General features: G+C 63.0%; 11 protein-coding genes. 7 read left to right on the forward strand and 4 right to left on the reverse strand.

Translation table 11 applies throughout. The annotated features are described in order from the left end of the window. Positions 1-15: 15 nt before the first annotated feature. Positions 16-3,369, reverse strand: a complete 3,354-nt coding sequence (locus MQW23_RS06835) for a transglutaminase family protein (RefSeq protein WP_252107114.1) — start codon at positions 3,367-3,369, stop codon at positions 16-18. Between the two features lie 259 nt (positions 3,370-3,628). On the opposite strand from MQW23_RS06835, the gene MQW23_RS06840 reads away from it, so the two are divergent. Then, positions 3,629-5,113, forward strand: coding sequence for a circularly permuted type 2 ATP-grasp protein (locus MQW23_RS06840; RefSeq protein WP_252107115.1), 1,485 nt, complete (start codon positions 3,629-3,631; stop codon positions 5,111-5,113). Positions 5,114-5,116: 3 nt separating this feature from the next. After that, positions 5,117-6,118: an alpha-E domain-containing protein gene (locus MQW23_RS06845; RefSeq protein ID WP_252107116.1), complete on the forward strand. Its 1,002-nt coding sequence runs from the start codon at positions 5,117-5,119 to the stop codon at positions 6,116-6,118. Here MQW23_RS06845 and MQW23_RS06850 read toward each other — a convergent pair. Further along, on the reverse strand, positions 6,115-7,269 hold the full coding sequence (locus MQW23_RS06850) for a zinc-binding metallopeptidase family protein (RefSeq protein WP_252107117.1): 1,155 nt from the start codon (positions 7,267-7,269) through the stop codon (positions 6,115-6,117). The genes MQW23_RS06845 and MQW23_RS06850 overlap by 4 nt on opposite strands. 286 nt (positions 7,270-7,555) lie before the next feature. Here MQW23_RS06850 and MQW23_RS06855 point away from each other — a divergent pair, with 286 nt between their 5' ends. Next, positions 7,556-9,055 carry a CoA-acylating methylmalonate-semialdehyde dehydrogenase gene (locus MQW23_RS06855; RefSeq protein WP_252107118.1) on the forward strand — a complete coding sequence of 500 codons (1,500 nt, stop codon included), beginning with the start codon at positions 7,556-7,558 and terminating at the stop codon, positions 9,053-9,055. 22 nt (positions 9,056-9,077) lie between these two features. Here the strand turns inward: MQW23_RS06855 and MQW23_RS06860 are convergent, their stop codons facing one another. Further along, positions 9,078-9,758: a hypothetical protein gene (locus MQW23_RS06860; protein WP_252107119.1), complete on the reverse strand. Its 681-nt coding sequence runs from the start codon at positions 9,756-9,758 to the stop codon at positions 9,078-9,080. A gap of 165 nt (positions 9,759-9,923) precedes the next feature. Here MQW23_RS06860 and corA point away from each other — a divergent pair, with 165 nt between their 5' ends. From corA to MQW23_RS06875, 3 genes are all read left to right on the forward strand, one after another. Continuing rightward, a complete protein-coding gene (gene corA / locus MQW23_RS06865; RefSeq protein ID WP_252107120.1) occupies positions 9,924-10,892 on the forward strand; it encodes a magnesium/cobalt transporter CorA in 969 nt (322 codons plus the stop codon). A gap of 98 nt (positions 10,893-10,990) precedes the next feature. Next, on the forward strand, positions 10,991-12,157 hold the full coding sequence (locus MQW23_RS06870; protein ID WP_252107121.1) for an alcohol dehydrogenase catalytic domain-containing protein: 1,167 nt from the start codon (positions 10,991-10,993) through the stop codon (positions 12,155-12,157). Between the two features lie 81 nt (positions 12,158-12,238). After that, positions 12,239-13,276, forward strand: a complete 1,038-nt coding sequence (locus tag MQW23_RS06875) for a proline racemase family protein (protein ID WP_252107122.1) — start codon at positions 12,239-12,241, stop codon at positions 13,274-13,276. A gap of 191 nt (positions 13,277-13,467) precedes the next feature. On the opposite strand, the gene arfB is transcribed toward MQW23_RS06875, so the two are convergent. Then, on the reverse strand, positions 13,468-13,881 hold the full coding sequence (arfB, locus tag MQW23_RS06880; RefSeq protein ID WP_252107123.1) for an alternative ribosome rescue aminoacyl-tRNA hydrolase ArfB: 414 nt from the start codon (positions 13,879-13,881) through the stop codon (positions 13,468-13,470). A gap of 176 nt (positions 13,882-14,057) precedes the next feature. Between arfB and MQW23_RS06885 the strand changes: the two genes are divergently transcribed. Then, positions 14,058-14,672, forward strand: coding sequence for a flavin reductase family protein (locus MQW23_RS06885; RefSeq protein ID WP_252107124.1), 615 nt, complete (start codon positions 14,058-14,060; stop codon positions 14,670-14,672). Positions 14,673-14,752 lie beyond the last annotated feature (80 nt).

Below are 14,752 nucleotides of genomic sequence, written 5' to 3' on the forward strand. Positions count from 1 at the left end.
GTGGATGATAACCCGTTAGCTGGGCCGGCGGCGTAAATCCAGCGTCAGCGGCAGCTCCTGGCTTGGCAGCTCCTCGCCGGGCATCTGAAAGCCGTGGCGATGGCCGCCGGGAATGAAGCGCCCGAGCCTTCGCGCCTCGGCCTCGAAGGCGTTGACCGGGAAGTGTTCGAAGTTGCGCCCGGTGGGGTGAACCACATAGTAAGTGCAGCCCGCCACGCTGCGCTCGTTCCAGGTATCGATCACATCGAACACCAGCGGCGCGTGAATCGGAATGTGCGGGTGCAGCGCCGAGGGCGGCTGCCAAGCCCGGTAGCGCACCCCGGCGACCGCTTCGCCGCTGCGACCGGTTGCCTTGAGCGGCACGCGGCGCCCGTTACAAGTGACGATATAGCGCTCGTCGCTCATGCCGGTCACCTTGACCTCCAGGCGCTCGACGGAGGAGTCGACATAGCGCGCAGTGCCGCCGGCGGTGGCTTCTTCACCCAGCACGTGCCAGGGCTCGATCGCCTGGCGAAGCTCGATGTCGAGCGTCGACGTCGTGAGCCGGCCGTGGACGGGAAAGCGAAACGCTCGAAACGCCTCGAACCAGTCGAGCTCGAAGTGAAAGCCGTGGTGGCGCAGGTCGCCAAGCACGTCGTTCAAGTCTTCCCACAGGTAGTGGGGCAGCATCCAGCGATCCTGTAGCGCGCTTCCCCAGCGCACCGGCTTGGCGCGGTAGGGGGCTTTCCAATGGCGAGCGACCAGCGCGCGGATCAACAGCATCTGCATCAATCCCATGCGCGCGTGGGGCGGCATCTCGAAGCCGCGAAGCTCCAAAAGCCCCAGCCGGCCGCTGTCGCTGTCCGGCGAGTAGAGTTTGTCGATGCAGAATTCGGCGCGGTGGGTGTTGCCGGTCAAGTCGGTGAGCAGGTGGCGCAGCAGCCGGTCGACCAGCCAAGGCTGAACCACTTCGCCGACCGGCATTTGAGACAGCGCGATCTCGAGCTCGTAAAGCGCCTCGTGGCGTGCCTCATCCACCCGCGGGGCCTGGCTGGTGGGGCCTATGAAGAGCCCGGAGAACAGGTACGAAAGGCTTGGGTGGTGCTGCCAGTAGGTGACGAGACTTGCCAGCAGGTCCGGGCGGCGAAGAAACGGCGAGTCGTCCGGGGTCATGCCGCCAAGGGTGACGTGGTTGCCGCCCCCGGTGCCGGTATGGCGGCCGTCGAGCATGAATTTTTCGGTGCCCAGCCGCGACAGGCGCGCCTCTTCATAAAGCCGCTCGGTTTGCGCCACCAGGGTTTGCCAGCTGGCGGCGGGCATGATGTTGACCTCGATCACTCCCGGGTCCGGGGTGATCATGAAGCTCTCCAGGCGCGGGTCGCGGGGCGGCGCGTAGCCTTCGATCATCACCGGGCAGCCAAGCTCTTTGGCGCAATCCTCGATACTGCCGATCAGATCCAGGTAGTGCTCCAGGTGCGTCAGCGGCGGCAAAAAGATATGCAGGCGCCCGTCGCGCGGCTCGACACAGAGGCTCGTGTGCACCACGCCCTTGCCGCGGTCCTCCTCGGCGCTGGGCTGCTGCTGCACCGACTCGCCCTCCGGGTGGCTCGAGCTTGTATGAGTGCTCTGGCCGGAACGCTCGGCACTGCTAAAGCTGTGCTGCTCGGCGTGGCGCCGCGCCACCTCGCCGTGAATGTCGCCAAGCTCGTCGCGTGGGGCGAACACCGACTGAGCCTTGGGCTGATCATCCGGGTCCGCCCAGGGCAGGGCCGACAGCGGCAGACGCAGGCCCATGGGCGAATCGCCGGGGGTGAGATAGAGATGATCGCGCTTGATCGGCCAGCGACCGGTTTCCCATCGGTGGCTTTGGCTCACGGAGTGGCGAAGGGGCAGGGCGTAGCCCACCACCTCGCCCAGGCCCCGCTCCAGTAGCCTGGCCAGCCGGCGCCGCTCGGCGTCGTCTTTCAGGTTGGTCTGGCGCGGGTCGATGTTGACCGGCAGTGTCTGCTCTTTCCACAGATAGTAGTAGGCGTCTTCAAAGGCTGGAATCCAAAAGCGCGGGTCGAGCCCGAGCCGCTCGGCCAGCGCGTGGGTGAAGCTTTTTGCCAGCATTTCGTTGGCGTGGACATTGGGGGCATCCGCCATGCAGGCGAGCCATTTCGGATCGCGCCACAAGGGCTTTCCGTCCTTGCGCCAGTAGCAGGCCAGCGCCCAGCGCGGCAGCGGCTCGCCCGGGTACCATTTGCCCTGCTGCTGCTGAACCACGCCGCCGTCGCTATAGGCCGCCTGCAGCCGGGTCAACAGCGCCTCGGCGCGTTCGCGCTTGTGGGCGCCTAGAGCCTCGGTATTCCACTGCGGGCTCTCCATGTCGTCGATCGAGACGAAGGTCGGCTCGCCGCCCATGGTCAAACGCACGTCCTGCTTTTGCAGCTCCGCGTCGACCTGGTCGCCGAGCGCGACGATGCTTGCCCACTGGGCATCGCTGTAGGGTTTGGTGACCCGAGCGTCCTCGTGAATGCGCTCGACGCGCATCTCGACGTCGAAGCTGACCTCGCACTTCTCCGAAAAACCGGTGATCGCCGCGGCGCTGCCGGTGGTGGGCGTGGCCGCCAGCGGAATGTGGCCTTCGCCGGCGAACAGCCCCGAGGTCGGGTCGAGCCCAACCCAGCCTGCACCGGGCAGAAAGACCTCGGTCCAGGCGTGCAGGTCGGTGAAATCCACCTCGGTGCCGCTCGGCCCGTCGTCCAGTGCCTTGACGTCCGGCACCAGCTGGATCAGATAGCCCGAAACGAAACGCGCCGCCAGCCCCAGATGGCGAAAGATCTGCACCAGAAGCCAGGCGCTGTCGCGACACGAGCCGCTGCCCAGCGTCAGCGTCTCTTCGCAGCTTTGTACCCCCGGCTCCATGCGCACCAGATAGCTGATGTCACGCTGCAGGCGCTGGTTGATCGCGACCAGAAAATCCACCGTCGTGATCGGCGTTTTGTCTACCTCGCTTAGCCATTCGGCAAGCTTTGGCCCCGGCTCTTCTACCTCGAGGTAGGGGCCAAGTTCGGCCTTGAGTCCATCCGGGTAGACGAAGGGCGCGGTTTGGGCGATATCGTCGAGAAAGAAGTCGAACGGGTTGATCACCGTCATCGGGGCGATGAGTTCGACGGCGATGGTGAGCTCGCGCCGCGGCGTGGGAAACACCACTCGCGCGTTGAAGTTGCCGAAGGGGTCCTGCTGCCAGTTGACGAAGTGATCGTCGCCGGAGATGTCCAGCGAGTACGCCTCGATGTGGGTACGGCAGTGCGGCGCCGGGCGCAGGCGAATGACGTGCGGCGAAAGCGCCACCGCGCGATCGAAGCGGTAGGTGGTACGGTGGTGCAAGGCAACGCGAATGGTCATGGGCCACCCTTGGTTGAAACGAAGTTCGATCGAGTCGCCCAGGCCCTGACACCGGCACCGCGGCGGATCATCGCTGAATGAAGTGAAGTATCGCCCTGGGTCGCTTTTTTTGCAGCACTATTTGCGTTGAATGTTTCATGAGGTGTCGAGAGTTGAATAACGTTTACAGAGCGTTACTCGTTAGAGTGCGATTAAAAAAGAAGGATCTAAACTGAAGCTATCGGACCCGTGGTCCTTCGCTGCGCCAGGAGAGCGCCCCATGAGCCAAGTGAACTGGAATCATTACCCCTGCCGGGATTTTTTCGACGAGCTCATCGCCGCGCCCGGCCAACCCCGCGCCTCGGCGCTCGAGCTTTGCAACATGCTTGCCCGCTTTAGCGCCGATGAGCTCGCCGAGCGCAAGACCGCTGCTGAAATCGCCATTCGTACCATGGGTATTACCTTCACGGTGTACTCAGAAGGCGCGATGATCGACCGCGCCTGGCCTTTCGACATTGTGCCGCGCATCATCTCGGCCAGCGAATGGCGCAAGACCGAGGCCGGGCTCAAGCAGCGCGTGCAGGCGTTGAACCTGTTCATCGATGACCTCTACCACGACCAGAAAGTGGTCAAGGACAAGGTGCTGCCGGCGGAGGTGCTAGCGCAGTCGGTCAATTTTCGCCCGCAGTGCGTGGGGATCAACCCGCCGCACAAGGTCTGGGCGCACATCTGCGGGTCGGACCTGGTGCGCGGCGGCGACGGCACGCTCTACGTGCTGGAAGATAACCTGCGTATTCCTTCCGGCGTCTCCTACATGCTCGAAAACCGCAACGTGACCAAACGCGTGCTGCCAGAGCTTTTCGCCTCGAACAAGATCCTGCCGGTGGACGACTACGTTGCCCAGCTCTACGACATGCTGGCGGCGATGTCGCCTCGACCCGGCGACGACCCCCAGGTGGTGGTGCTCACCCCGGGTATCTACAACTCCGCCTACTTCGAGCACGCTTATCTCGCCCAGCAGATGGGCGTGGAGCTCGTTCAGGGCAGCGACCTGCTGGTCGACGACAAGGACGTGGTCTACATGCGCACGGTGGAAGGACGTCGCCGGGTGGACGTGATCTATCGCCGGGTCGACGACGAGTTTCTCGATCCGGAAGCCTTCAACCCGGAATCGAAGCTCGGCGTAGCCGGGCTGATGCGCGCCTGGCGGGCGGGCAACGTAGCGCTGGCCAACGCCCCGGGGGCGGGCGTGGCCGACGACAAGGTGGTGTACGCCTTCGTGCCGGAGCTGATTCGCTACTACCTGGACGAGGAGCCGCTTCTACCCAACGTGCCGAGCTATCTGTGCATGTTCGACAAGGACCGCGACTACGTGCTCGAGCATCTGGACGAGCTGGTGGTCAAGCCGGCCAACGAGTCCGGCGGCTATGGCATGCTGATCGGCCCACGCTCGACCAAAGAGACGCGCGAGGAGTTCGCCGAGCTGATTCGCGCCAACCCGCGCAATTACATGGCGCAGCCAACGCTTGCGCTGTCCACCACGCCGACGCTTGCCGGCGGGCTTCCGCAGCCGCGCCACGTCGACCTGCGCCCGTTCATTCTCTCCGGCCCGGATATCCACGTGACCACCGGGGGGCTGACGCGGGTCGCGCTGGTCGAAGGGTCGCTCGTGGTCAACTCCTCCCAGGGTGGAGGGAGCAAGGATACCTGGATCGTCGAGGTCGACGAGCTCGACCCGGCCCACGCCGATCAAAAGGGGGATTGAGCCATGCTGTCACGGGTCGCTGAAAATCTTTACTGGATGGCGCGCTACATCGAGCGCGCCGAGGATACCGCGCGGCTTTTGAGCGTCAATAGCCACCTGATGCTCGATTTGCCGCGCAACCTGCCGCTAGGCTGGGCACCATTGATTGAAATGACTGGTACGCTCGAGCAGTACCGCGCGCGTTTCGATCACTTCGACGAGCAGGCGGTGGTGCATTTTCTCTGCGCCGATACCGAAAATCCAAGCTCCATTCTCGCTGCGCTCGCCAGCGCGCGGGAGAACCTGCGCACCACTCGCGACGTGGTGCCTCGCGAGATTTGGGAGGAGGTGAATCACCTTTATCTGAGCGTGGCGGATCACGCCGAAAACGGCGTCAGCCCGCGCCGGCGCGACACCTTTTTGAAGAACGTGATTCGAAGCTGCCAGACCCTGACCGGGCTGATCGAAGGCACGCTGAGCTATGGCCCGGCGCGCACCTTCATTCAACTGGGTCGCCAGCTCGAGCGCGCCGATATGACCACGCGGATTCTCGACGTGCGCTCGGCGAGTCTGTTGCCGCAAAACCCGGAGGAGCTTCTGCCCTTTGAGAACCTGCAGTGGATGAGCGTGCTGAAATCGCTGACCGCCTACCAGATGTATCGCCAGCAGGTGCGCCTGCGCGTGCGTGGTCCGGATGTGCTGCGCTTTCTACTTCAGGATAGCCATTTGCCGCGGGCGATCGCCTGCAGCCTGGAGATTCTGGCCCACGAGCTTCAGTGGCTGCCGCGCCAGGACCGGGTGGTGGCGACGGTATCGCTGGTGCGCGCGGACGTGGTCGACGCCGATATTCAGGCGCTCGCCCACTCGCCGAGCAAGCTGCACGCTTTCGTCGACGAGCTGCAGGTGGGCTTTGCCAAAATTCATGACACGCTCAGCACCACCTACTTCGTCAACAGCGAAGACGTTCCCCGCGTCACCCAAAGCCAGTCGCAAGGCAGCTTCAGCGGGGAACAGGATAACGACTAGTCGGTAGGCGGCGTGGACTGCTGGGTGCCTGCACGCGCGATCAGCGCGTGCAGGTAGTCGAGCTTTTCACGCACCGGCGGGGCGAGTACCGCCGGGGCCAAATCCAAAAGCCCCATGTCGCGATTGAGCTCGTTCACGGCTTGGCCCACCTGGTGGTAAGCCAGCAGCATGCTATCCAGCGTGCCGTCGTACTCGGCGCGGGAGAGGCCGATGTGAAGCGCGGTATCGAGCACAGACACCATATCCAGGTAGTAGGCGAAGCTTTCGGCGAAATCCTCCCAGGCGTGCATGGTGGAGTAGGCGGAAATGTGGCGCTCGGCCCAGTCCTGGGGCGCGCCCTGCTGGTAGTACTGCTCCAGCGCTTCGCTGTAGGTCGGGTTTTCATGATCGCCAAAGACCGCCTTGCACGCCTGCTCATCCTGATCCTTCACCAGTAGATCCCAGTAGTAATGGCCCACTTCGTGGCGGAAATGACCGATCAGCGTGCGGTGGGATTCGTTCATGTCCACCCGCAGGCGCTCGCGCTCGACCGCGTCCGCCTCTTTCACGTTAATGGTAATCAGCCCGCTGGCATGGCCGGTGTACACCTTCTGCTGACCGGCCACCGAGCGCCAAAGCCCCTGGTCGGGCAGGGCGTCGGCCATGAACGAAAAGCGCAGCGGCACGTGCGTCTCCTCGGGCGTGGCGCCGTGGGGCAGTTTCAAGAGATCCAGCGTGTAGAAAAGCCGCCGTTTTGCCGCCTCCAGTGCGGCCCAGCGCTCGCGGCTGCCCTCGACGCCAAGATCCGGAATCATGTCGTTGTGGCGGCAGCAGTCGCACAGCGGGTCGCTGCCGAGTACGTCGGTACCGGTTGTATCGCCGTCTGGGGAAGCCCGCGTAAAGCCGTTGCCGGATGCCTCATCCATCGGCGCATCCTCTACCGTGGCGGTCACCACCATGCGGTTACAAACGTTCTCGACGGCGTAGTTGTGGCACTTGGTCAGGTGCGCGTCGCAGCCGGCGGTCGTGCACTGGTAGCCGCCCTGTTCGAGCGGGTCGAGCGCCACGATGGCGCGGCACGACGGGCACCAGCCCACCTCGGAGTCGCAGGCGACACAGCGGGTGTTTTCGAAAAACAGCGGATTACCACAGCCACAGCTAAAGGTCTGCATGAGTACCTCCTGGTAACGACCTTTTACTCTTTCTCCCGCGCCTGAATGACGTCCTTTTACAAGGCGCGCAGTACTTCGCAAGCAGTACTTTACAAGCAGTACCTTGCAAGCAGTACACCCCAAAGCAGTACCTCGCAGCATAGTCGGGCCCGGGTAAAGCCGCTATGGCGGGTGCGGACTCTCTCAGGGCGTCAAGGCTAATTGACGTTTACGTCAACTTGCTGCTATATCTTGGCCGGTACGCTTACCTTCGATAAAGCAATAATAAAAGCCAAGGAGAGACGCTGTGGCTCTACGCGATATCCCCCTGTACATCGACGGCGCCGCCGTCACCTCGCAAAGCAGCGAGTGGCGCGACGTAGTGAATCCGGCGACCCAAGAGGTCGTGGCCCGCGTGCCGTTTTGCACCCATGATGAAGTCGAGCGCGCCATCGAAAGCGCGCAACGGGCCTTTCCTGAATGGCGCAAGACACCGCTGAACAAGCGCATGCGCATCATGATGAAACTCGCCGCGCTGATTCGCGAGCACACTGGCGAGCTTGCCGCACTGATCACCGAGGAGCACGGCAAAACCCTGCCGGACGCCGAAGGCGAGGTCGGCCGCGGGCTTGAGGTCGTGGAGCACGCCTGTTCGATCACCTCGCTTCAGTTGGGCGAGCTGGCCGAGAACGCGGCCAACGAAGTGGATGTGTACACCATGCAACAGCCGCTCGGCGTCGGCGCGGGCATCACCGCGTTCAACTTTCCGATCATGCTGCCGTGCTTCATGTTTCCGCTGGCGATCGCCACCGGCAACACCTTCGTGTTGAAGCCGTCTGAACAGGACCCGAGCTCCACCATGCGCCTGGTCGAACTCGCCCATGAGGCTGGCGTGCCGCCGGGCGTGCTCAACGTGGTGCACGGCGGGCCGGAAGTGGCCAATTTGATCGCCGATCATCCGAGTATCAAGGCGCTGTCGTTCATCGGCTCGTCTCACGTGGGCGGGCTTTTGTACGAGCGGGCGGCGAAGGCCGGCAAGCGCATGCAGGCGATGATGGGGGCGAAAAACCACTGCGTGGTGATGCCCGACGCCAACAAGAGCCAGGCGATCAATAGCCTGTTGGGCTCCGCCTTTGGCGCGGCGGGTCAGCGCTGCATGGCCAACTCGGTGGTGGTACTCGTCGGCGAGGCACAGGCCTGGCTCGACGAGCTCGTCGACGGCGCGCGCAACATGCGTGTGGGCCCCGGCACCGAGCGCGACGCGGATCTCGGCCCGCTGGTGTCACCCCAGGCAAAAGCGCGGGTCGAGGGGCTGATCGAGCAGGGCGAGCGCGAGGGCGCCACACTCAAACTCGACGGGCGCGGCTACGCGGTGGAAGGCTACCCGGAAGGCAACTTCGTCGGCCCGACGCTGTTTTCTGACGTGACCGCAGAGATGCGTATCTATCAGGAAGAGATTTTTGGCCCGGTGCTGTGCGTGGTTAACGTGGCCACCCTGGAGGAGGCGATCGCGTTCATCAACGCCAACCCCAACGGCAACGGTACCTCGATCTTCACCAGCTCCGGCTGGGTGGCCCGGCGTTTTGAGACCGATATCGATGTCGGTCAGATCGGTATCAACGTGCCGATTCCGGTGCCGGTGGCGTACTTCAGTTTCACCGGCTCCAGAGGCTCGAAACTGGGCGATTTGGGCCCCAACGGTAAACAGGCGATCGCGTTCTGGACGCAGACCAAAACCGTCACCGCTCGCTGGTTCGAGCCAGAAAACGTCTCCGGCGGCATCAACAGCACCATTTCGCTCGGCTAACGTCTGCCGGGCGAAAACACGCTCAATCGTCTGCCAGCGGCAGGCACTGCTCGAAAAGCCGCTCGATTTGATCGAGTTGGCTTTCGTGCAGAATCAGCAGCGTCTTCGCGCTGTACGCTTCGCTCTTTTGCGGGGCGAGCAGCGCGAACTCTCCCTCCTCGAGATGAAATTCGTGAATCTCAAGTGTTCCTTGGGCTGTTTGGCACAGCGAGCAGCGGTAGCTGTCGTCTTCGCCGTAGACCAGACGGTGGTACATCTTGAACTGAGTATAAAGCGTGAGCCCGCCTTCGAACGCCGGCCAGCGTGCCGGGGCCCGCTCGATGCCCGGCTCTAAGGTGAGTCCTTGCTCGCGGGCATGGCTCAACGCGTCGGCCAGCGGCTCGGCCAGCAGGGCGCCGGCGTTTGAAGGCGCAGGTGGGCGGGCGCCCTTAAAGCCGCTCGCCGCCGCGCGAAATTCATCGAGCGAGGCCAGGGGGTAGTCGATATGGGCGAGTGCCGCCGGGTCGTCGTTGCCGTTTTCCCAGCCGTGGACGATTCTAAGCGTTATCAACCCCCGCGCGATGGGGCGGGCGAGCAGCACGTAGAGCGCGACCTTGATATGCAGCTCGCGCTCAGACGTATCGTTGTCGAAGGCGCGGTAGGGGTCGGCAAACAGCGCGTGCAGTCGGCCTTGCACATGTTCCTTGGCCTCGGTCTGATTCATGGTGTTTCCTCGTGGTGAGCGTCTGATATAAAAGTATGGCTTTTTTGCCGGGTTAGCATTAATTATTGCCGGTCGCGTTAACGCTTTAATTCAACGTAGGCTAAAGTATTCAGCCTCTAGGGCCCGCAACGGCACGGTTTTAAACGTTTTAAGGAAGAGCAGGCGATGATTCGCACCATGTTGACGACGCCGGGCAGCGCGCTCTTGGTCGGCGGCGAAGAGCTCATCGAGCAGTGGCGCAGTAACCCGGATAGCCATATCTGGATCGATCTTCAGGGCGAAACCCAGGAGGTCGAGCGCGGCCTGCTGGAGCGCTTCGAGTGCCACCCGCTGGCCATTCAGGACGCCCACAAGGATCGCCACCCGCCGAAGATCGAGGAGTTCGAGCACCATACGCTAATCATCTACCGCGGCATTTCGTCCTTCGATGCCGAGCTCAACTTTGTACCTCAGCAGATCGCGTTTTTCATCGGCGAGCGGTTTTTGATCACCCTGCATCCGGGCGAGGCGATGAGCGTCGAGCGGCTTTTCAACGCCCAGGGCCATGCGCTGCTGGCGCAGTCGCCGGAGCGCGCGGCGCTCAGAGTGATGTACACCTCCGCCGGATTTTACAGTGACAGCCTGCTGGAGTTCGAGACCGCGCTGAGCGATCTGGAAGACGCGCTTTTGGAAGACGGCAACGATGTGCTGATGCGCAAGATCATCAGCTATCGCTCGAAGCTGGTCAAAATGCGGCGCATATTCAGCTACCACAAGGGCATCACCCAGGAGCTGACCGCCTACGACTACGAGCACCTGCCGCGGGATCAAAGCGAAACCCTGCACGCGATCAACGACGTGGCCGAGCGCTTCGAGCGCCTCTACACCCTGACCCAGATGTACTACGACATCTGCGGCGACCTGGTCGACGGCTACATCTCGATCTCCTCGCACCAGCTGAACATCACCATGCGAATACTGACGGTGATCACCGCGATTTTCGTGCCGCTGACCTTCATCGCCGGTATCTACGGCATGAACTTCGAGAACATGCCGGAGCTTGGCTGGCGCTACGGCTACTTCTTCGTCTGGGCGCTGATGCTCTTCATCGCCGGCATGCTGGTCTGGTACTTCCAGCGCAAGAAGTGGTTTTGACCTGCGCTAAATAATGGTCCGGCCGGGGGATTGAGCGGGGTGGAAAGTTTGATATGGTCATTCAAACCCACCTCACGTACCGAGACAGGAGGCCTTTTATGGTCAACGCGCGCTCAACCGTTCCCGATACCATGGCAGCGATGCTCCTGACCGGGCACGGCGATGTCGAAAAGCTCGAGTACCGCGAGGACGTGACGACCCCGCGCCCGGGCCCCGGCCAAGTGCTGGTGCAGGTCACCGCCACGGCCAAGAACAACACCGACCGCAAGGCGCGGGAAGGCCTCTACCCGACCAAAGGCAAGGAAGAGGTGACCTCCTTTGCCATGGGCGGGACGCCGACGCTGACCTTTCCGCGCATTCAGGGTGCGGACATCGCCGGGCGGGTGGTGGCCGTGGGCGAAGGTGTCAGCGAGGCGCGCCTTGGCGAGCGCGGGCTTTTGGACTTCAACCTCTACCCGGACGCCCGTGCCGACATCAACCTGGCGCCGGACTACTACGGCCATGGCGCCGACGGCGGCTTTGCCGAGTACGTTGCCGTCCCTTCCGATCAGTTCTACCACATCCCTAACCCGGCGCTCGACGACGCCGAGCTTGCCGCCATGGGCATGTGCTCGTATCAGACCGCCTATCACATGATGACCGCCGCAGGCGTATGCGCGGGCGAGCGCGTGCTGGTCAGCGGCGCCAGCGGCGGCGTGGGCACCGCGCTGATTCAGCTCTGCCGGGTCGTCGGCGCGGTGCCCTTCGCCGTCAGCCAACCGGACAAGGTGCAAGCGCTTTTAGCACTCGGCGCCGAGGCGGTGATCGACCGAAGCGATCTCGATTCTTTCGTCGAGCGCGTGCTCGAGGCCACCGGCGGTGCGCCGATCGACGCGGTGATGGATCTGGTCGGCGGCGAGATGACCGACCGGTTCATCGACACCATGATTGCCGACATGAGCGCACGCTCCACCTACCCCAGGCTCTCGATCGCCGGCGCCAGCGGCGGCAACGTGAGCGAGATCATGTGGACGCGGATCTATCTCTATCAGGTGCAGATCTTCGGCGTCTCCCACGGCACCCGGGAGGAGGCGGCCCAGCTGATGGACTGGATCGAAAGCGGCGCGCTCAAGCCGGTGCTGCACGCCGCGTTCAAGCTCTCGAAGCTTCACGACGCCGAGCGCTACTTCGTCAGCCGCGGGAGCGACTACCTTGGCAAGGTCGTAATAGTGCCCGACGCCCAGTGGGACGCCCACGGCGCGGCCTACGCGCTCGATCGAAAGTAACGATTTCGAAAGTAGCGATTTCGAGAGTAACGACGTTCGATCACCTCCCTCACTGCCTTTACTCACTGACCGGAGCCGCCCGTGAAAAATCGCCATACCATCGCGCTGATGGACACCCACGCCGGCGGCGACGTCAGCCGGATCGTCACCGGTGGCATCGATGCGCTGCCTGGGGACACCGTACGCGCGCAAATGGAGTACCTGCGCGACGACGCCGATGGCCTGCGTCAGCTATTGCTGGGTGAGCCCTACGGCATTCCCGAGATGTCGGTGGATCTGATCGTGCCCGCCACGCACCCGGAGGCGGTGGCGGGCTACATCATCATGGAGGTGATGGGCTATCCCATCTACTCCGGTTCGAACACGCTGTGTACCGCCACGGCGGTGCTCGAAAGCGGCTTGGTGCCCAAGCGGGAGGGCCTTCAGCGCTTCAAGCTCGAGGCGCCGGCGGGGCTCGTTCAGATCGAGGCGCTGGTTCGGGACGGCGTAGTAGAGTGGGTCACCTGTGAGGGGCTGCCAAGCTATATCGATACCTACCGCGAGACCATTGCCGTGCCGGGCATTGGAGAGGTGACGTTTTCGATCGCCTACAGCGGCGGCTTCTACGCGCTGGTCGACGCCGAGGCGCTCGGCTTCAAACTGGTTCGCGAGGAGGAGGCGAAGCTTGCCGCCTGTGCTTACAAGATCGTCGAGGCGATCAAGGCCAAGCGCGGCTTCTCCCACTACACCCTGGGCGACGTGGGGCCGCTGCCGTTTCTGCACTTCATGGGGCCCGAAGAGCCGGTCGCCGACGACTACATTCGCTCGCGCTCGACGACCTACGTGCACCCTGGCGTGATTTGCCGAAGCACCACCGGCACCGGCACCTCGGCCAGGCTTGCGCTAATGAACTTCGAGGGGCGGCTCAACGTAGGCGACAGGCTCGAAACGGTGTCGCTGCGCGAAACCGGCTTCATCGGCACCTTTACCGGCACGCATCAGGAGGGGGCGTATCAGGTGGTCGAGAACACCATCACCGGGCGCAGCTACGTGCTGGCCGAGTCGCGCATCGTCATCAACTGCGACGACCCCATGGTGGCCTGTGGCGGGCTGCACCATATTCTAAGTGACCGGCATTGAGGCCAATGAACTGATCGCATCGCTTGGCGTTATGATTAACGTCGGTGGGCTCGCAAGCCACACGGGGCGGGGGCGCTGTGAATACCTCCCTGTACGCTACTTTCGCCTTCCCTGGCGAAAGACCCCCGCCCCGGGTCACTTGCGAGCGCCGGTGTTGCGGCGCACCGCTGCCCATCGAGGTCAAAAGCGCGTTAGTGCGATACTTTCCCCCTCAGCGATTTGACCGCGCCCTTGCGCGTTTTGTTATCCACTCGGCGGCGCTTGGCACCCTTGCTCGGTTTAGTAGGGCGGCGCGCCTTACGCGGCGTGACCGCTTCCAGAATCAATGCCTTGAGCCGGTTCAGCGCATCCTCCTTGTTAAGCTCCAGCGTGCGGTGGCTCTGGGCCTTGATGATGATCACGCCCTCTTTGCTGATGCGCTGATCCGAGTACGCCATCAGCCGCTCCTTGTAGATCGCCGGCAAGGTCGAGCTCTGGATATCGAAGCGTAGATGCACCGCAGAGGCGACCTTGTTGACGTTCTGCCCGCCGGCGCCCTGAGCGCGAATCTGGGTGAGCGTGATCTCCCAGTCCGCAAGCGTCACGTTGTTGGAAAGCGTCAGCATGAGGGCTCCCTGAATCGTTCATTGATATAGCGCCATTAAAACACAGTCGCTGGGTCGGATTATTCGCGGTTTTTGATCACCTGCTATCTTGAAACGGTTTTCAAGACGCGATTTGCGTTACTCAACGAGCCTCATTCAACGAGACTTGGTCAACGAGCTTTACCGGAGAGCATGCAATGCCACACTACGCGATCGATGACAACGAGCTGAGCGCGGGCAAGATTTACCGGCTGTTATCCGGCACCGTTTGCCCGCGGCCGATCGCCTGGGTCGCCACCCGCGACGCCGAGGGCCGGGCCAACCTGGCGCCGTTTTCGTTTTTCAACGTCGCCAGCATCGACCCGCCGGTGCTGGCGTTTTCGCCGCTTCTGGATGGCGAGGGCAAGGCCAAGGACACGGTGAACAACCTCGACGCGGTGGGCGAGTGCGTGGTGCACGTCGGCAGCGAAGACCTGATCGAGGCGCTTAACGCCACCAGTGCCACCCTGGACGCCGGTGAAGACGAGTTCGAGCACGCTGGGCTCGAAAAGGCCGACATGCCGGGACTCAGCGTGCCGCGTATCAAGGCCGCGCCCGTCGCGTTTGGCTGCACGCTGTTCGATATCGTGCGCTTTGGCGACAACCCCTTGGCCGGGTCGCTGGTGCTGGCGCGCATCGAGAGCATCTACGTGGACGAAAACATTTGGGACGGCCGCCACGTCGACATGGAAACGCTCAAGCCGACCGGGCGGCTGGCGGGCAACGACTACGTGCGCATCACCGACCGCTTCGTGATCGAGCGGCCGGGTTGAATTCAGCGTTCGGCGTCGGCATTTACACGGCTATAGGCAAGCATCAGCGCTTAAATCAACATCTTCAGGCAAACGCCAAG

This window comes from Halomonas sp. S3-1-1, from assembly GCF_023757625.1.
Classification (GTDB): Bacteria; Pseudomonadota; Gammaproteobacteria; order Pseudomonadales; family Halomonadaceae; genus Vreelandella.